A 19,213-nucleotide genomic window follows, 5' to 3' on the forward strand; every position below is an offset into this window, starting at 1 on the left:
TTTGTTGTTACCTTTCTATTTAAATTATGTTTTCCCTGCTTAGAATACTAAATCATTTTGAACCTTTTATAACTTATAACCTAATTTGCTTGATAACCGTACAGTTTGTACAAAAAACCGTACAGTTTATACAATAAAGTGTACAGCTTAAACAAAAAACCGTTCAGTTTATACAATAAAGTGTACAGCTTAAACAAAAAACCGTTCAGTTTATACAATTATCTGTCTAACTTTTATATAAACCGTACAGTTTGTACAAAAAACCGTACAGTTTATACAATAAAGTGTACAGCTTAAACAAAAAACCGTTCAGCTTATACAATTAACCGTCCAACTTTTATATAAACCGTACAGTTTGTACAAAAAACCATACAGTTCATACAAAACAAGCCCCAGCACAGCACCCAACCCCAAAATAAAAAAAAGCAGACCCCAAAATAGAGCCTGCACTCAAAAATCTTAACTAAAAACCTTATCCTTAAACTGTGCCAATTTCTCCAAAGAAGACTTATCCACATCAGCATGCAAGCTGTTACCATGTGAATCCATCGTTACAACAGCAGTAAAGCCTTCTACACGCAGGTGCCACATAGCTTCAGGAATACCAAATTGCATCAGGTCGACACCTTCAACGCCCTTGATACAATCTGCATAATACTGAGCAGCGCCGCCGATGGCGTTCAGATACACACCACCATGTTCTTTAAGCGCAGCCAGTGTTCGCGGTCCCATTCCGCCTTTTCCAATTACTGCTCGGATACCAAACTTCTTCATAATGTCGCCTTGATAAGGCTCCTCACGAATACTTGTGGTTGGGCCGGCAGCTTTAACATGCCAAACTCCATCTTTATCCTTCAGCATAACCGGACCACAGTGGTAAATCACTTGTCCATTTAAATCTACTGGCGAATCATGATCAGAAAGGTATTTATGAATGGCGTCACGACCGGTGTACATCATACCGTTGATTTGAACAACGTCGCCTACTTTTAATTCGCGAATTTGCTCTTCAGTAATTGGCGCCTGAAGCGTAATAACGTCATTAGCACGCGCAGCTGCAGTTTCTTTTTCAGCTTCAGTCTCCTCAAAATCAATAAATTCACCATCTTGGTACATCCACTCATTAATGTCCCCTGACACAGGATCCACACTTACACCTAAGCGGCGGAATGCCCAGCAATTGTAAGCAACTGAAACATAGAAGCTTGCAGGAATTCGATTCATAACACCAACCTTGCATCCTAATAACGTAGCTTCTCCGCCAAAGCCCATTGTCCCGATACCCAATTTATTTGCATTTTCTAGCACATACTCTTCTAAAGCACGCAAATCCTCGTTTGGATTAACATCATCCAACGAACGGAATAACTGTTCTTTCGCTAAATCATAGCCAGATGAACGGTCGCCGCCGATGCCTACTCCAATGAAACCAGCGCTGCATCCTTGGCCTTGTGCTTGATACACAGAGTGCATAACACATTTGCGAATACCATCAAGGTCACGTCCTGCTCTTCCTAATCCTTCTAATTCGCATGGAAGACTGTACTGAATGTTTTTATTTTCACAGCCGCCGCCTTTTAAAATCAGACGAACGTCAATATAATCTTTTTCCCATTGGTCAAATTTCATTACCGGCAAACCTGCACCAAGATTGTCGCCGCTGTTTTCCCCTGTCAATGAATCAACAGAGTTTGGACGAAGCTTTCCTTCTTTTGTGGCGATAACAATCGCATTTTTAATCGCTTCTTTTATTTCTAATTGGTTTACCCCAACAGGAGTTTTAATTTTAAAAGTTGGTAATCCGGTATCTTGGCAAATAGGTGAAACTTGATCATCTGCCATTTTAATATTATTGGTAATTGTGGCGAGGCTCATTGCTGCACTCGTACCTGCGTTTTCCTTCTCCTTAGCCGCTTTCACTGCACGGCGTACATCCTTTGGAAGCTTGGTAGAAGTTTCAACCACTAACTTGTACATGCTTTCCTGAAATTTCTCGATATTCACCTAAAGTTCCCCTTTCCCCTTGTCCGTTTCATAATCTATTTAAAAATTACAACTATTTGACGATTATTATTATACTCCTATAAACAAATCTTTTAAAGGTAAAGGTTTTCAAAAAAATAGAGCCTGTATTTATACAGACTCTGGTGCTTCACGATGATTGAATTCTTTACATTTTGATTCTAATTCATCAATCATTTTGATTAAGTTGTCAATATCATCAAGATCCGTATCCTCTGGATCAATTGCATCCAAAACATCTAGAAACATGTTTAAACGTTGCTTTAAAAAACTAACTTGTGAATTTTTATCATGAGTCGGACTACCCAAATCTGATCTCCCCCTTCTATGTCAATTTATCTTACACTTTCTGCAGCACTTTTTCAAAAAAGAACCCCTACGACCTTGGTAGGAGTTCTTTCTCCATGATCATCTTGGTCTCTCTGAGGCAGCAAAACCAAATGAAACATGGTCCTGAACCGGAATCCATGCTCCGATTCCTTGTGACGTTACATTTTTAATAACAATGACTTTTTTATTTCCCTTAAGCATTAAATACACTTCTCCGTAGGTGACTTTCCCTTTTTCATTCACTGCCGGTGCATAAGCATATAAGTATCCTAAACGGTTGACTGGTATATTGTAGACATGATCGTTTTTCGTACCTGCACCGATAATCGTATCAAAGGCAAGCGGTAGACGTGTTTTTTCCATCGCCTTCAATAACATCATTTTCTTAACCTCTTCGGCATTTGCAATTTTTGCTGTTAATCCACCGCGGATAACTTTTTGTGCTTCCTGAACATAATGAATCTGGTATGGTACCTTCCCGCCGCGATTGTCATAGTAGTTCGTATTAATTTTTTGATATTCCCAGTTGGGTGCGGTTTCTGTCGATTCATAATTTAATGGCCACTGACCTAGGTATACGATTGCTCGATAACCGAGGGCAAATGGAGTACTATTGATGCTTGATTCATTTAACATACGGATTAAATCCGGATTTTCAATTTTCACCTTGGAAGAGTCAATCAGCTTCTTCGTTAATTCACTAGGCTGCAAAGTTGGCAGGTCCTGAGTGGAATTTGGATACGTATTTTCCTTCGTAATATTACGGACTGATGAAGGTATTTGATAGTTAACAGGTTCTTTTTTAGCAGTTTTGTTTTCAGCAGAGGCTGTCGGCATGAAAGTTAACAGTAAAGCCAGCGTCACTACGACAGGAAACAATTTTTTCACAAAGAAAAACTCCTTTCACAATATAGCAGTAATAAGTCTGCTCATAGTGTTTTCGGAGTTGAAAAGTTTTATCCATTTACAAAAAATATTTCAATATTTCTCCTGAAATGTACTGTCTAACAGTCGATTCATTCGTTTTTCAAAATAAGGAAAACACAGTTGAATAAAAGGACCGATTGTAAACGTTATGATGATGGTACCAATACCAATAGGTCCTTGGAGAATAAGCGCAGGAACCAACGCAATCAGTTCTCCAATCGTCTTCGCTATCATTAAATTAACGCGAAATCGTTCTCGAATGGCCATCATAAAGGAATCAATTGGACTTGAAGGAAACTTTGCTTGTAAATAGATTGCAGCACCGAAACCAATAATGAATATTCCCAGAAGTAACGTAACTATTTTAAGAGATAATCCGCTGACTTTCATGGACTCAAACACAAAAAACATCCATAAGTCAACTAAAGATCCAATTAAGATAATGGTTAGTATCGATAAAATTTCAGGTCTTCTCTTCACCAATAAGGAATTTATTATAACTAACACTGCCCCATCGATGATAATCCAAGTACCGATCGTAAAACCAAGCCACTCCGTTAGGGCAACATTTAGCGCATCCCAAGCACCAGCCCCGAGTTCTGCTTTTATGGTCAAGCAGACACCAAAAGTCATAATGGTTAGCCCTATTAAAAAGAAGAGAAACCGATAAAATAACGCCATAATTATCTCCTTAAAAAAATAATCAGAACATTTACAAAATTAAATAAATCGATTATACTATACTTAACCTTTAAAAAAGGAGGGCAGTGATCAATCGACGAACCATTTACTTTAAGGAGGTTGGGATTCCACTCATATATGAAAATTCAACACTCGTGTTTTTCAAGTATAAATTAAACATGAAGGTTGGTGATTGATGGTCCCAAGAAACGCGATTGGTTTTTTCCCGATATAACATAATGCTTAAATAGTATAGCACAGTTAAAGGATATACCCTTACATCTAATTAAATATTTATAAAAGACTCTGTGCCTTTTGGCTCAGAGTCTTTTTCGTACCATTATTTATAATAGGAAAAATCCTATGCCCATAATCAAATAGGCAGCAAGTAAAGTGAGTCCTTCAAACCAATTAGATTCACCGTCATTTGAAATGACAACCATTAAGAGGACTGAGGTTACCATTGCAATTAACTCTGGCATGGTAAAAACAAGCGGCATCGTTTCTGTAAATAGAAGTGAAATGAGGACGAGCACAGGTAATACAAACATCGCGATTTGCAGAGTAGAGCCGATGGCAATTTCGACCGCGATATCCATTTTATTTTTATAGGCCATTAGAATGGCAGAGGCATGTTCGGCTGCATTACCAACAATAGCTACAATGATGACCCCAATAAATAATTCCGACCACCCAAATGATTCTGCTACATATTCAAACGTATGAACAAGATTCTCTGAAATATATGCAACGGCTAGTGTTGCAGCCAATAAGACACCAATAGCCTTCCCCTTGCCCCATTCTGGTTCTTCTTCATGATGAGCGGTGCCAGACTTCTCACTTTGATAAACGCCGCGATGAGTGACCAGTTTAAAGAACAGTGCTGCAAGATAAAGCAGGATTAGAATCACTGAAATCCCTATACTTAACGTTAAGGTTTTCGTATCATTCATTTCCATTGAAAACACTTCCGGAATCACGAAAGCAACAATAACAGCAAACATTAGAAGTCCTGAATTATGTCGTGCATCATGGACGTTAAATGCCTGCCGTTTGAATTTGAGGCCGCCAATAAAGAACGATAAACCTGCAACAAGAAGTAGATTTCCCAGTACTGATCCTGTTAAGGAAGCAAGAACCACTCCAACTAATCCAGCTTTTAAAGCAAAAACGGAAATAATTAATTCTACTGCATTACCGAATGTTGCGTTGAGTAGTCCGCCAATTCGAGGTCCGGCAACAATCGCCAAACTTTCAGTTGCCCTTCCCATATAACTAGCCAGAGCGATAATGGTAATACAGTAAACAATAAAGAGGATCATGGTTGGCCAATGCATTAATGTCCCAATTACTGAAAGCGGGACTCCAATAAAAGTGAGCAGCATAAATATTTTTCCCATTGTTTTCCTCCTAAATGCTAACATAGCAAATAAATATGATATAAGTGTATAAAAATTCCTCTCGTTATGAGAATTCCCTATTTTTCTTCTATCTAACATGATTGAAAGATATTTTTCTTGCAAATGGTTTATTTTCCCGATACCATCGAATGGGTATCGAATACTAAACAAAACTAACGAGGTTTATGTATGAATAATAATAACTTTCGGTTTTGGGTCCTTGTCACCATCGTTGCAATTTCTGGTTTTTCACAAGGAATGCTTCTTCCTCTCATTGCCGTCATATTTGAAAAAGGCGGAGTTTCTTCCTCCCTTAATGGATTAAATGCTACTGCACTTTATATGGGTATCCTGCTCGTCTCTCCTTTTATGGAAGCACCACTGCGAAAGTATGGCTATAAACCAACAATTATTATCGGCGGCGGGATTGTGGTTTGCGCACTGGCATTGTTTCCTTTGTGGAAATCCTTTTGGTTCTGGTTTTGTTTACGGGCTCTAATCGGGATTGGTGACCACGCCTTACACTTTGCCACCCAAACATGGATTACCTCCTCTTCTCCAAGAGAAAAAAGAGGACGTAATATTTCCCTGTATGGATTATTTTTTGGAATTGGCTTTGCAAGCGGGCCTTTGATGACACCTTTGGTAGATGTTAATCAGGCATTGCCATTTATCGTTTCATCTATATTATGTTTGGTTGGCTGGGTGTTTGTATTTGCCTTAAAGAACGAGTTTCCAGAACAGGAAGTAGAATTTAATTCTTTTTTCAACACGATCAAGCGCTTTAGAAAAACGATGAAATATGGCTGGGTCGCTTTTTTACCACCTTTCTGCTACGGTTTTCTGGAATCCTCTTTAAACGGCAGCTTTCCTGTATATGCTTTAAGAAGTGATATCGACGTAGCCAGTGTATCCTTAGTGTTAACTTCCTTTGCCATTGGAAGTATTATCACCCAGCTGCCATTAGGTGTCCTAAGCGATCAATATGGGAGAAGAAATATTTTAATGATTGTATTACTACTGGGTTTCTTAACCTTTTCAGCCGCAAGTATATTCGAACAATCTTTTATAGGGTTATTTGTCTCCGTGCTTTTATCAGGAATGGTGGTGGGATCAACCTTTTCTCTTGGAATCAGTTATATGACGGACTTAGTGCCTAAGAATTTGTTGGCGACCGGAAATTTATTATGCGGGATTTTTTTTAGCTTAGGAAGTTTAAGCGGTCCGATTATCGGTGGTCTTTTCATTCAATTTTTTGAAAGAATAAGTTTCTTTTATATTATCAGTACCATGCTGTTATTCTTATCCATCGTCATTTATGTCTTTGGGAAAAAGACATTTTCTATAGCTGAGCAACACCATTCTTAACTTATAAATTTGGAGCATTTATATATATTAAACATAAAGTATATGATAAAATAGAATTAAATTAATCTAATAATTGTTTTTGGAATACTGCTGTCATCTTAATTGATGACAGCTTTCGTGTTTTTTAGGGGTATTGATTTTGATTATTTTTCTCAATTAGGGGGAGGGAACTGAAAATGAGCACAGATGCTAAGAGATTATCAAAAGGGCTGCCAAAGGTAGGCATGTTGGAAAAAGTCAAACCGCATGCAGAACTAATTGCTGCTGGTTTAAGCGGCGTTTTCATTGCAGCAGGATGGATTACGGACAAAACAAATGATCAGGTGGCTTCTATTATCTTTTATTTATTGGCTTTTATGATTGGCGGCTTTGCGAAAGCCAAGGAAGGAATTGAAGCAACGTACGAAAACAAACAGTTAAACGTAGAAATGCTGATGATTTTTGCTGCAATTGGGTCTGCGATTATCGGCTACTGGACAGAAGGCGCCATTCTCATCTTTATTTTTGCTGTTAGTGGGGCCTTAGAGACATATACAATGAACAAAAGTCATAAAGAGATTTCCTCACTAATGAAACTTCAGCCTGAAGAAGCTCTTCTAATTAACAACGGGGTGGAACGGCGAGTACCTGTGTCCGAGTTAACAGTCGGCGACCACATTCTTGTTAAGCCTGGTGAAAGAATTCCTTCAGATGGCGTTATTATGAAGGGTCATACAAACATTGATGAAGCTGCTATTACAGGTGAATCAATGCCTGTCTCAAAAGGGCTAGAGAAGGAAGTTTTTGCAGGGACAGTAAATTTAACAGGCGCTATTACTGTTCAAACCACAAAAACTAGTAATGAAACACTTTTTCACAAGATCATTGAGCTTGTACAATCTGCTCAAAGTGAAAAGTCTCCATCACAACTGTTTATTGAACGCTTTGAAGGTACCTATGTAAAAACCGTATTAGTTGTTGTTTTATTGATGATGTTCCTGCCCTATTTCTTACTTGATTGGACCTGGAATGAATCCTTTTATCGTGCCATGATTTTACTAGTTGTTGCTTCCCCTTGTGCCCTTGTTGCTTCTATTATGCCAGCAACTTTGTCGGCCATTTCAAATGGTGCAAAACGCGGAATTTTAGTAAAAGGCGGTGTACACTTAGAGAATCTAAGCCACTTGGAAGCTATTGCCTTCGACAAAACTGGTACGCTTACGAAAGGAAAACCTGAGGTTACTGAAATTATCATCAATGAGAACTTTGTTGAAGCAGATCTATTATGGAAAACAGCTTCGATTGAAAATCAATCTAATCATCCTCTTGCACAATCGATTGTCAAATATGTGAAAGCTAATTTTGAACGTGACCTTCTTCAGCCAGAAAAACTTGAAGATGTATCTGGATGGGGCTTAAAGGCAGAAATATCTGGAGAACAGTGGAAAATAGGAAAGGCTGATTTTGTTGGGAGAGAGGCTGCCCTAACATTCGCTGACGGCAAAGCAGCTGACCTTGCTAGTCAAGGGAATACACTTGTATTTGTGCAAGTAAACGATTGTTTAGCTGCGATGATAGCTTTAAAAGATGTTGTTAGACAAGAAACAAAGCTTGCTATCGATCATTTAAAGAAACAAGGCATTTATACGGTTATGCTAACTGGTGATAGTGAGAAGACGGCAAATGCGATTGCAAAAGAAAGTCATGTGGATCAGTACTTTGCTGAATGTCTGCCTGAAGAAAAAGTCGAGCATCTTAGAAAGTTAAAGGAGAAATATAGAACCATTGCGATGGTGGGGGATGGCATTAACGATGCCCCAGCATTAGCAACTGCAAATGTTGGCATTGCCATGGGGGAAGGTTCAGATGTTGCACTTGAAACGGCGGATGTGGTTCTCATGAAAAATGATTTACCAAGGATTGCCGAAGCCATTGATCTTTCACAACGGATGAATCGTATTATTAAACAAAATGTTATCTTCTCCATCACGGTAATCATGGTATTAATTGCCTCTAACTTTTTTCAATTGCTTGATTTGCCATTTGGTGTAATTGGGCACGAAGGCAGTACAATTCTTGTGATTCTAAACAGTTTAAGGCTGCTAAAAAATTAAAGAACCGGGCTTTATGCCCGGTTTTATTTAATGATATCCATTGCTTCCGTTTGCAGATCCTGAAGTTTTATTTCCTTTACTGCCCTTACCCTTTTGTTTTGTACCGCCATCTTTTTTTGTATGTTTAGTCATGATAAGCCCCCCTATTTATGATCTGTTCCCCATCTATATTGTTTGCAATTGAGAATTTTTCATAAAGAGAATTTTTAACAGTTTGATTTATATTTCTCACTATAGAAAGCATTTATCTCTCCGCCGATAATGATAATAAACCCGGATATGTATAACCATATGAGTAACACGATAATGGCTCCAATACTTCCATAGGTCAGTGAAAAGTTGTTAAATTTACTTACGTAAAAAGATAACCCATAGGAGGAAAGAATCCAGCCAACAGTCGCAAAACCTGCTCCTGGGAAAGCACTTTTACACCGTAATTTAACATTGGGGGCAATCCAATACAATCCAGTAAATATTAGAAATAATATTAACGCACTCACGACTAATCTTAACATTTCCCAAATACGAAGGAATTCCATTTTAAAACCTAAATAGGAGAAAAGAAAAATTCCAATTTCTCTTCCGAATATTGGAAGTAATACAGCAACGATAAAGACAAAAATCATTCCTGCCGTCATTAGGACTGCCATACCTCTAGAAACAATAAAAGAACGGCTTTCTTTCACGTCGTAAGCTTTGTTAAAAGCCCTTACCAATGCATGAATCCCATTGGACGCAGACCAAATCGTACCAATAATCCCAAAGGATAGTAATCCTCCATTGCGATTATTCATCACATGGTTAACATTTTTTTCAATTAAATCCATTGTTTGTGGGGGTGCAAACTCTCTGATACTGCCTAAAATATCAGGGTATGGAATAGGCAGATATGGCAGTAACGTAAAAATGAAAATAAGAAGTGGAAACAGTGAAAGCAGAAAAAAATAGGCAAGTTGAGCGGATAAACCTGGAATATCATCTTCTTCAATCCGGTGCCATAACAGTCTTAATAAGGATTTTCGGACATCTACTACCTTCTCCATTTTCTCACTCTCCTTTTATTCAATCTAATGTTACTTTTTCTCTATTGGTTCTTCTTCTACAACAACTTCTTTTAATAACTCTTCGACAAGTACTGAATCTTCATTCTTTGAGAAAGTACTTTTCGTTTCCTTGACCACTTCCTTTACTTGCGGAGTTAACTCTCGGAGTTCGTCCACTTTACTGGTAATGTAAGAGATATCCTCGCTTACCTGCTCAATCGTGTTCCTAATTTTTTCAGCAGTTTCCTTAACATTTTCGGTAATTTCCTCTGGATGGTGAACTACATAAGAAACTTGCTCGTACACTTTTTTCACATTTATTTTCATTTCCTGTCGTGTTTTTTTATCTAATAAACTAAGAGCTCCACCTGCTAAGGCACCAAAGAATATGCCTTTCAAAAATAAATTTTTACCCATTTTTTAACCTCTCCCTCAAACATGTTTTTATCATTGTTTTCATCACTAAGAAAAAAATACCAATATACTCCACTTTATATATTGCTTTATGCTTGCGGTCAAATGCAAGCGTCTATTATTTTATTACCCATCATTAGATGTATTAAAACAAGTTTAGATTGACATCTACGAATGAAAATGGAAAGATAAAGTTACGAATACTGAAAGGGTGACGGGATGAATTTATCAGAGAAAACAATTGAAAATGTAGAGTATATGATTGAACAAATAAAAGAGAAATTAAAGGTATTAAATCTCGGAGCCATAAAACCTTCACACTTTGATGAAGACATGTATGAGGAATTAAAGGAAATTTACGAGATGGTTATGAAAAAACCTTCTTTTAGCCCTAACGAAATGCAAGCGTTGGTCGAGGAATTAGGAAGCCTTCGAAAAAATAAGTAAAACAGATCTCTAGGATCTGTTTTTTTATTTTTCCTGTTCAGTTAAAATAATTGGACCATTCTTGGTGATTGCAATGGTGTGTTCATATTGGGCAGAATATTTACCATCAATCGTTCTAGCAGTCCATCCATTATTATCCATCTTTGTTTGGTACATGCCGATATTAACCATTGGCTCAATGGTAAATACCATCCCTTCTTTAATTCTTGGCCCTTTTCCAGGCAGCCCGTAATGGGGTACATCGGGTTTTTCATGAATAACTGCCCCAATTCCATGACCAATAAAATCACGAACAACCGATAAACCCTCCCCTTCTACATAGGTTTGAATAGCATGACCAATATCCCCAATCCTATTTCCAGGAACAGACTGCTCAATTCCTTTATAAAGTGCCTCTTTGGTAACCTTTAATAAATGCTCTGTTTCCTTAGAGACATTCCCTACAGCATATGACCATGCTGAGTCGGCTAACCCGCCGTTATAATTGACAACCATATCTATGGTCACGATATCGCCTTCTTTTAATGGTTCCTTTCTTGGAAACCCATGACATACTTCGTCGTTAATGCTCGCACAAGTGGCATATTTATAGCCTTTATATCCCTTTTGCTGTGGGGTAGCATCATGCTTTAAAAGGTAATCATCAACAAATTCATCAATTTCCCATGTTGTAATACCAGGTTTTATTCGTTTGGCAATTTCTTTATGGCATGAAGCTAGAATTTCCCCTGCTTTTTTCATTGCCTCAATTTCTCGCTGTGATTTAAGAACAATCATGATCTTCCCAACCTTTTTATATTATTTTTATGTATTCTTATAGAATTGGAAACACACTTTAATATTATCGCTAAGCTAACATTTTTTCAAAAAGTTTTCGATATTGAGGGGTATTTTTGTACTAATAACATGTTCTTAATATGGAACTTTCTCAGCTTTTCTGATAAAATTATTACAGCCATAATAAAAATAGGTGTGTGAGCCCAATGATAGGTGATCGTGTTAAAAAACTACGGTTAGAAAAAAGGATGTCATTATCAGAACTTGCGGAGCAGGCTGGAGTTGCTAAATCTTATTTAAGCTCTCTTGAAAGAAACCTGCAAAGAAATCCATCTATTCAATTCCTTGAAAAAATTTCTTCTGTATTAAACGTTCCTGTTGATCATTTAATAAATGAACACATTAATAAAGAAGAATTAGATAGTGATTGGATGAACATTGTAAAAGAAGCGATGGAATCAGGTGTTTCAAAGGAACAATTCCGTGATTTTATTGAATTCAATAAGTGGCGAATTGGTCAAAATAATAACGAATAATAAAACAAAGCATACTACTTGTTTTTTTGTAGTATGCTTTGTTTTTTTTTATGTAAATCAGCGATTCTTAAGTACGCCCTCTCTGACTTCGTTCTGATGGAGGAAATTAAGAATTGTCTCCTTTGATATTCCTAGCTCCTTTGCTTCTAAAATAAGAGCTAACCATTCTGCGTCCATTCCATTGTTGATACTATCAGCTATTGCCACTCTCGCTCACTCCCAAAATACATATTCGTATTCCAGGCAGCCCGGCCATCATAGTAAAAGTTATACCTTAGATCCTCGGCTTTGCGTCCCAATTTTTCAATAGGTTTGCCCTTTTCTGTTTCATATTACACATAAATCATTGATTATTCAGTATATTAAATAGACAAGTATTCCTAATTCCTCATTACTTTATTTATTATATATAGTACTTTTATAGTATATTGTTGTTTTTTGTCAGATATTTCAATTTTTCTAACCTTTTTTTAACACAAAATAATTCAATTTTCTACAAAAAATCAATTGAAAATTTTCCATACGTTCGAACTTCAACTAATCAGATGGAAGTTTATTGAAAAAAAGAAGTGCTTACAGTCGAAATTAGGTTATTGTACCTATATGAAGTTTATTTAAAATGCTACAAAAGAAAATACAGTGAAATTTGTCTATTTTGTGACAATTGACAACTTCTATTATTACCTTTAAAATATACTAAATATTATAAATATTCAAATAATGGTGGTGATCCAGATCAATGACAACCATTCATGTGTTGAATTACGCTATTCCAATTGCCTTTATGGTGTTTTTTGGTTACCTTCTAGATCGTATGTGCAAGCCTGCAAAGTCTGATGAAAAAGTAGAAGATAAATAATCCTCTCTCCTTCTATCTTCACTAATAAATTTCCTTCGTTTGGGAATGATACATTCGAAGACGAAAGGAGTGTTTCATTTGGCACGTGGAGAACATTTTAACCATAAAAAGAAAGGTCATCCTGGAAATTTGCCTAAAGATAACTTAGTTGAAAAACATTCTAAGGATGCCATTGGGGATGAGGAGTTTATTGTAGTTCAAGAAGCATTTAAGAATAGAGTGGAAACGAAAGACGTAGAATAAGGCGTGAATTTCACGCCTTTTTTACTTATTTTACATTATCCGCTTTTTGAAGGAGCTTCCTTAAGTTCCATTCTTTTAGACCTGCCGCAGCCATTTCGATATCTTTAGAATAAATCCGATCCTTCTTTATCGAAGGAACCAGTTCCCTTCCTTTCTCGTACACCTTCTTGGTCTGGCTGGCCATTTTTTCTATTCCGCGAATTTCAACCGCCTGCATGGCACAAATTAGTTCAATCGCCAGCACTCTTCGGGCATTTTGAATAATTTGATAGGCATGTCTAGAGGCAATCGTTCCCATACTTACATGGTCTTCTTGATTTGCAGAAGATGGAATGGAATCGACACTTGCTGGGTGTGCTAGTGTTTTATTTTCTGATACCAACGAAGCCGCAGCGTATTGCATAATCATCGCTCCAGACTGCAAACCAGGCTCAGGGCTTAAGAAAGGCGGCAAATCGTTCAACTGTGGATTTACTAATCTCTCAATCCGTCTTTCGGAAATATTCGCAAGCTCGGCAACTGCGATTTTCATAAAGTCCATCGCAAAAGCGATTGGCTGCCCATGGAAATTCCCGCCAGAAATAACCTTTTCCCCATCATCGAATATGAGTGGATTGTCTGTAGCAGCATTCATTTCAATTTCCAATTTTTCTTTTACATAATCAAGCGCCTGCCAGGATGCCCCGTGTACTTGTGGAATACACCGTAAGGAATAAGCATCTTGAACACGGTATTCTCCTTGAACGCTGGTTAATAAACTATCACTTAAGTAACCACGGATTCTTGCTGCTGTATCTATCTGCTGCTGATAACCCCTTGCTATATGAACTTCCTCTGCGAATGCATCCATGATTCCATTTAACCCTTCCATTGTCATAGCAGCAATGAGTTCACTTTCAAATGCCAGCTGTTCCGCTTCAAGATAGCCAACAACTCCCATGGCGGTCATTGCCTGTGTACCATTAATTAATGCAAGACCCTCTTTTGCCTCTAAATTTATGGGAAGAATGCCCTCCATTTGAAGCGCGTGGATTGATTCCAATCGATTACCTTTGTAAAAGACCTCCCCTTCTCCAATAAGTACTAAAGCTAAATGGGAGAGAGGAGCCAAATCACCGCTCGCACCCAGTGACCCCTGCTGAGGAATAACTGGGATGATTTCTTTATTAACCAACTCTAATAATTTTTCAATGACGATCGGCCGGACCCCTGAATACCCTTTTAAAAGCGCATTAGCACGTAACAGGACCATTGCTTTTGAAACAATTTCCGGAAAAGGTTCACCAACACCACACGCATGTGAGCGAATTAAATTAAGCTGTAAATCTCTAACGTGCTCTTTATTGATTAATACATCACTAAACTTTCCAAATCCAGTATTAATACCGTAAACTACTTTGCGCTCGGAAACGATCTTCTCTACGGCTTCACGGCTCCTTTTTACAAGTTCCATACTTTTTTCCGAAGCCAAAACCTTCTCTTTTCGATATAATACTTCTTTCATTTGGTCCATTGTTAATCTTTGGCCTGTTAGCATAATCATATTTCTCGCTCCTCTACCACTTTATTAGAATAAAGAAAGAGGCTGGATTCCATCTCAGTTAGATTTGGAGTCCAGCCTCTTTTATAAACATATTTTGATATAATTTTGTTTTGTGGTGCCTCATAATTATCATTCCATTCTAAAATTCTATTAGATTAATAATTATTGTATGTGATATAAAGCTTGATTGTCAATACAATTGTCAGAATTTTAGCACGATATCACTTTAGTGAGATAATATAGGAAAGGCTGCTGCTGTTTACAATAAGAAGACAAAACGGTTCACCGGTACTAATAAAAATAACCGGAGATTTTCCGGTTAAATGCAGTATGGGGCCCGTATCGGGGTATATAAACGGAGGCTTTCCGCTTAATCCAAGTAAAATCCCTCATTTTCGAATTTTCCGAGCCAATAAACGGAATTTCTCCGTCTAATTGAGCCGTTTTTTATACTAATTTCGAATTAAGCGGAATTTCTCCGCCTGTTTAATTACTCAGGTGTTCAACTTGATCTCCAACCGATAAGTGATAAGAATTCACCCGAAAACAGTTCGCTTTACAATATAGGCTTTATATACAAATTAGTATATAAAGCCTCATTCTAAAGGATAATTTCCTTACTTCAGATTCAACTTCTTTAAGGCATCCGCCAAAGCTGTATTAATGGGCTCTTCTTCCTTGTTTTGGTTCTTCAAATACTTTTGCACCGTACGTTTATCCACTTTTCCAGTAGATTCTTTTTTACGGCGTGCTTCAAAAGCAGTTAGTTTCTCTCTGTGCCCGCATTTACAAACGAAAATTTGTCCTTCCCCTTCGCCGCGAAGCTCCAGCTTCTTTTTGCATTGCGGGCAGCGCGCATTAGTGACGCGCGAAACATTTTTGCGATGTCCACACTCACGGTCTTGGCAAACAAGCATTTTACCCTTTTTCCCATTTACCTCAAGCATAGGTTTTCCACAGTCTGGACAATTTTTTGTAGAGATATTATCGTGCTTATACTTTTTATTACTTGCTTTAATTTCTGTAACAATTTCTTTTGTATACTTTTTCATTTCGCTGATAAAAACGTCTTTTTTCAACTTTCCATGAGCAATTTGTTCAAGCTTCTGTTCCCACTCGGCAGTTAATGCAGGAGATTTTAGTTCTTCAGGCACTAAATCCAGCAATTGACGTCCTTTCGAAGTAAGGTGAATGTCCTTACCACGCTTTTCAATTAAAAAGGAATTAAAAAGCTTTTCAATAATATCCGCACGTGTAGCTACAGTTCCTAATCCACCAGTCGATTTTAACGTTTCTGCCAGCTGTTTATTATTGGTTTCCATGTACTTACCAGGGTTTTCCATTGCTGATAATAATGTCGCCTCATTAAAACGGGCAGGCGGGCTGGTTTGCCCTGCTGTTTGAACGATTAACTTCACGTTAAGGGTATCGCCTTTTTCAATCCGAGGCAATATCTGTTCCTTTAAGTCGTCAGCTGCATCCTCGTCTTCAAAGCGGTTCTCATACACTTCTTTCCACCCTGTCGATAAAATGGTTTTCCCCCTTGCAACAAAGTTCTCTTCACCAATTTTTGCACGAAGAGTTAACTGTTCATACTCAAATGCCGGGAATAATACGGCTAGGAATCGTTTCACCACTAGGTCATAAATTTTCCGCTCTTTATCTGTGAAGGCTGAGAAGTTCACATAACTTTCTGTTGGAATAATTGCATGGTGATCGGAAACCTTGCTGTCGTCTACAAATGCCTTCGATACTTTTATTTGCTTACTTAAGATCTTATTGGTTAACGGACGATACTCTCCTACTCCACATGCTCTCAAGCGTTCTGGAAGCGTTCCTACAATATCAGAAGAAAGGTAACGAGAGTCTGTACGAGGATAGGTTAAGACTTTATGCTGCTCGTAGAGCTTTTGCATAATATTTAACGTTTCCTTTGCAGAATAACCAAAGATCTTGTTCGCGTCGCGCTGCAATTCGGTTAAATCATAAAGCCCGGGAGAAAAGGATTTTTTCTGCTTTTTCTCAATTTCTTTTACAATGGCGTTTTGTTTGCCCAGTTTTTTCACTATTGCTTCGATTTTCTCTTTATCAAAGCTTCGGCTATTTCCTTTTGTATCCTGCCAAGTCAATTTTAAATTCTCTGTTGTTTGTGCTTCGATCCCGTAAAAGTTTAGAGGTTTGAAGTTTTTAATTTCATCTTCCCGCGCTGCAATGATGGCAACCGTTGGGGTCTGAACCCGGCCACAGTTTAGCTGGGCATTAAAACGGGTTGTTAATGCACGGGTTGCATTAAGACCGATATACCAATCCGCCTCCGACCGTGCAACAGCAGATGAATATAAATTTTCATAGGATTTGCCTGGCTTCAAGTTGGCAAAGCCATCTTTAATTGCTTTATCTGTAACTGAGGATATCCACAGACGTTTTAGTGGTTTATTAACCTTTGCCTTATCGAGTATCCATCGTGCAACCAGCTCCCCTTCACGGCCACTATCTGTTGCAATAATAATCTCTCCGACATCAGAGCGTTGTAGTTGGCTTTTCACCGCATGAAACTGTTTACTGGTTTGCTTAATGACAACAAGCTTTAGCTCGTTTGGCAGCATCGGTAAATCTTCTAATTTCCAGGATTTATATTTATCGTCATACACTTCCGGATCTGCAAGGGTAACTAAATGTCCTAGTGCCCATGTAACAATATATTTATCTCCTTCTAAAAAACCGTTTCCTTTCTTATGACAATTCAATACTCGTGCTATATCACGAGCGACAGAAGGCTTTTCGGCTATAACTACACTTTTTTTCATTTATAAACATCCTTTCGGTAAACCATTGATTAATAATATAGCATATTTTAACCTCATTTACAGAATAGCACTGTTTAAAACAAGCTTTGAAAGATTAGGGCTAAATACCATTAGGTTCATTGGTTTGTACATTTGTAGGGTAGGTTACATATCTATGTACCTACTTTTTTCTTGTAATTATCTCTTTATGGATAGTATGATGAAAAAGCGCTATCATACATATTGGTTTCGGGGGTACAACATGAGGATTAGAGATTGGGATCCGAATTTAAAGGTTCGCTTATTTAGCGAAGCCATGATGAACATTACATTTTGGATGTTCTTTCCTTTTCTGACGATCTATTTCGCAGAAGAATTTGGTAAAAGCAAAGCAGGTTTATTATTGGTATTTTCACAGATATTTTCTGTTATCGCGAACTTAATGGGCGGATACTGTGCCGATCGCTTCGGGCGTAAAAGGATGATGGTTCTTTCTGCTTTTGGCCAAGGTCTTTCTTTCTTAGCTTTTGCTATGGCAAGTTCTCCTTGGCTTCAATCACCTTGGCTGGGATTTATCGCATTCGCTATTGCTGGTGTTTTTGGTTCGTTTTATTGGCCTGCCAGTCAAGCAATGGTAGCAGATGTCGTTAATGAAAAAGATAGAAGTAATGTATTTGCCATTTTCTACACTTCCATTAATATCGCCGTAGTAATTGGTCCTATTTTAGGGGCAATTTTTTATGTGAACTATCGTTTTGAAACGTTGCTCTTTGCCGGTATTGTTTGTATGTTGCTTGGGTTAATCTTAGCAAAATGGACAAGGGAAACAGCACCGTTGCAAAAAGTGGATCCATTGAAAGCTGAGCGAAAGTGGTACTATTTTCTCCAAAACCAGCTGAAGGATTACACCTTAATCATAAAAGATAAAACCTTCCTGCTTTTTATCATTGCGGGTGTCTTAGCTGGTCAAACTTTTATGCAATTGGATTTATTATTTCCTGTTTACATGAAAGATGTAATCGACCTTCAAACTCTGTTTTCAATAGGAGACTGGTCATTTACCGTTAAAGGGGAGCAGGCATTTGGAATTGTGCTTGCTGAAAATGGCTTTCTTGTTGCTTTGCTAACGGTAGTCATTACGAAATGGATGGGAAGCTATAAAGAACGAAATGTGTTTGTGTTGTCTTCTGTTATATATGCGATTTCGATTTTCCTCTTTAGTCAAACTCATTGGATTTGGGGATTTATCATCGCGATGGCGGTGTTTACTTTTGCAGAGTTAATGGGGGCAGGCATTCAACAAAGCTTTGTTTCGAAGCTAGCTCCTGAGCATATGAGAGGCCAATATTTTGCTGCTGCCAGCTTACGATTCACCATCAGCCGTACCATTGCTCCATTATCTATACCATTGACGGTTTTGATAGGGTATGAGTGGACATTTTTTGTACTATGCCTTCTAGCACTTGCAAGCGCAGGGCTATATTGGCTCATGTTTTATTCATTTGAAAAGAAAACCGCATTGGATCCTAATTAGGATCCTTTTTTTGTTCAAAAAAATGTCAATAAATTGTGCTAAAATGTACACATTTTAGTGGTTTAGATTTATAATTAATTTGAAATCGTTTTCTACTATAAGGAGGTTGTTTTTGATGGAATTGTCCCAATTTATGTCTCCTACATCATTGTCTGGAATTGTTACATTTCTCGTATTATTTTCAGCAGGTGTTTATTTTAATATAAAAGT

Annotated in this window: 17 protein-coding genes and 1 riboswitch; of the genes, 6 read left to right on the forward strand and 11 right to left on the reverse strand. The window is 37.7% G+C overall.

Annotation, left to right across the window (positions count from 1 at the left end; translation table 11 throughout):
* Nucleotides 1-459: 459 nt before the first annotated feature.
* From ACN6MT_RS28275 to cax, 5 genes are all read right to left on the reverse strand, one after another.
* Nucleotides 460-2,004 carry a fumarate hydratase gene (locus ACN6MT_RS28275; RefSeq protein WP_419954132.1) on the reverse strand — a complete coding sequence of 515 codons (1,545 nt, stop codon included), beginning with the start codon at nucleotides 2,002-2,004 and terminating at the stop codon, nucleotides 460-462.
* Nucleotides 2,005-2,133: 129 nt separating this feature from the next.
* Nucleotides 2,134-2,331 (reverse strand): SE1561 family protein, encoded by a 198-nt coding sequence (locus ACN6MT_RS28280; protein ID WP_310193775.1) that lies wholly within the window; start codon nucleotides 2,329-2,331, stop codon nucleotides 2,134-2,136.
* Between the two features lie 99 nt (nucleotides 2,332-2,430).
* A complete protein-coding gene (locus tag ACN6MT_RS28285) occupies nucleotides 2,431-3,189 on the reverse strand; it encodes a YfkD family protein (protein WP_419956545.1) in 759 nt (252 codons plus the stop codon).
* Between the two features lie 141 nt (nucleotides 3,190-3,330).
* Nucleotides 3,331-3,960 (reverse strand): YczE/YyaS/YitT family protein, encoded by a 630-nt coding sequence (locus ACN6MT_RS28290; protein ID WP_419954133.1) that lies wholly within the window; start codon nucleotides 3,958-3,960, stop codon nucleotides 3,331-3,333.
* Nucleotides 3,961-4,304: 344 nt separating this feature from the next.
* Nucleotides 4,305-5,360 (reverse strand): calcium/proton exchanger, encoded by a 1,056-nt coding sequence (cax, locus tag ACN6MT_RS28295; RefSeq protein ID WP_419954134.1) that lies wholly within the window; start codon nucleotides 5,358-5,360, stop codon nucleotides 4,305-4,307.
* 189 nt (nucleotides 5,361-5,549) lie between these two features.
* Between cax and ACN6MT_RS28300 the strand changes: the two genes are divergently transcribed.
* The gene (locus ACN6MT_RS28300; RefSeq protein ID WP_419954135.1) at nucleotides 5,550-6,728 is read left to right on the forward strand and encodes an MFS transporter; all 1,179 of its coding nucleotides are present in this window, start codon (nucleotides 5,550-5,552) and stop codon (nucleotides 6,726-6,728) included.
* A gap of 176 nt (nucleotides 6,729-6,904) precedes the next feature.
* Nucleotides 6,905-8,821 (forward strand): heavy metal translocating P-type ATPase, encoded by a 1,917-nt coding sequence (locus ACN6MT_RS28305; protein ID WP_419954136.1) that lies wholly within the window; start codon nucleotides 6,905-6,907, stop codon nucleotides 8,819-8,821.
* Between the two features lie 206 nt (nucleotides 8,822-9,027).
* Here the strand turns inward: ACN6MT_RS28305 and ACN6MT_RS28310 are convergent, their stop codons facing one another.
* Complete coding sequence (locus ACN6MT_RS28310; RefSeq protein ID WP_419954137.1) at nucleotides 9,028-9,864, reverse strand: YihY/virulence factor BrkB family protein; 837 nt, start codon at nucleotides 9,862-9,864, stop codon at nucleotides 9,028-9,030.
* A gap of 30 nt (nucleotides 9,865-9,894) precedes the next feature.
* Nucleotides 9,895-10,281: a YtxH domain-containing protein gene (locus ACN6MT_RS28315; RefSeq protein WP_419954138.1), complete on the reverse strand. Its 387-nt coding sequence runs from the start codon at nucleotides 10,279-10,281 to the stop codon at nucleotides 9,895-9,897.
* Nucleotides 10,282-10,497: 216 nt separating this feature from the next.
* Between ACN6MT_RS28315 and ACN6MT_RS28320 the strand changes: the two genes are divergently transcribed.
* Nucleotides 10,498-10,725, forward strand: a complete 228-nt coding sequence (locus tag ACN6MT_RS28320) for a DUF1128 domain-containing protein (protein WP_034676343.1) — start codon at nucleotides 10,498-10,500, stop codon at nucleotides 10,723-10,725.
* 24 nt (nucleotides 10,726-10,749) lie between these two features.
* Here ACN6MT_RS28320 and map read toward each other — a convergent pair whose 3' ends face one another.
* Nucleotides 10,750-11,502 carry a type I methionyl aminopeptidase gene (map, locus tag ACN6MT_RS28325; protein WP_419954139.1) on the reverse strand — a complete coding sequence of 251 codons (753 nt, stop codon included), beginning with the start codon at nucleotides 11,500-11,502 and terminating at the stop codon, nucleotides 10,750-10,752.
* A 206-nt stretch (nucleotides 11,503-11,708) separates the two neighbouring features.
* On the opposite strand from map, the gene ACN6MT_RS28330 reads away from it, so the two are divergent.
* Nucleotides 11,709-12,038 carry a helix-turn-helix domain-containing protein gene (locus tag ACN6MT_RS28330; protein WP_063253114.1) on the forward strand — a complete coding sequence of 110 codons (330 nt, stop codon included), beginning with the start codon at nucleotides 11,709-11,711 and terminating at the stop codon, nucleotides 12,036-12,038.
* Nucleotides 12,039-12,095: 57 nt separating this feature from the next.
* Here ACN6MT_RS28330 and ACN6MT_RS28335 read toward each other — a convergent pair whose 3' ends face one another.
* Complete coding sequence (locus ACN6MT_RS28335) at nucleotides 12,096-12,245, reverse strand: anti-repressor SinI family protein (protein ID WP_082799481.1); 150 nt, start codon at nucleotides 12,243-12,245, stop codon at nucleotides 12,096-12,098.
* 32 nt (nucleotides 12,246-12,277) lie between these two features.
* Nucleotides 12,278-12,365, reverse strand: a riboswitch (cyclic di-GMP riboswitch).
* A 610-nt stretch (nucleotides 12,366-12,975) separates the two neighbouring features.
* On the opposite strand from ACN6MT_RS28335, the gene ACN6MT_RS28340 reads away from it, so the two are divergent.
* The gene (locus ACN6MT_RS28340; protein WP_169803681.1) at nucleotides 12,976-13,140 is read left to right on the forward strand and encodes a hypothetical protein; all 165 of its coding nucleotides are present in this window, start codon (nucleotides 12,976-12,978) and stop codon (nucleotides 13,138-13,140) included.
* A 25-nt stretch (nucleotides 13,141-13,165) separates the two neighbouring features.
* Here ACN6MT_RS28340 and hutH read toward each other — a convergent pair whose 3' ends face one another.
* Both hutH and ACN6MT_RS28350 read right to left on the reverse strand, forming a co-directional pair.
* A complete protein-coding gene (hutH, locus tag ACN6MT_RS28345; RefSeq protein WP_419954140.1) occupies nucleotides 13,166-14,683 on the reverse strand; it encodes a histidine ammonia-lyase in 1,518 nt (505 codons plus the stop codon).
* Between the two features lie 617 nt (nucleotides 14,684-15,300).
* Nucleotides 15,301-17,490: a DNA topoisomerase III gene (locus ACN6MT_RS28350; protein ID WP_419954141.1), complete on the reverse strand. Its 2,190-nt coding sequence runs from the start codon at nucleotides 17,488-17,490 to the stop codon at nucleotides 15,301-15,303.
* Nucleotides 17,491-17,731: 241 nt separating this feature from the next.
* Here ACN6MT_RS28350 and ACN6MT_RS28355 point away from each other — a divergent pair, with 241 nt between their 5' ends.
* Nucleotides 17,732-19,003: an MDR family MFS transporter gene (locus ACN6MT_RS28355; protein WP_419954142.1), complete on the forward strand. Its 1,272-nt coding sequence runs from the start codon at nucleotides 17,732-17,734 to the stop codon at nucleotides 19,001-19,003.
* Nucleotides 19,004-19,213 lie beyond the last annotated feature (210 nt).

It is taken from the genome of Neobacillus niacini (assembly GCF_048572935.1).
GTDB lineage: Bacteria > Bacillota > Bacilli > Bacillales > Cytobacillaceae > Neobacillus > Neobacillus niacini.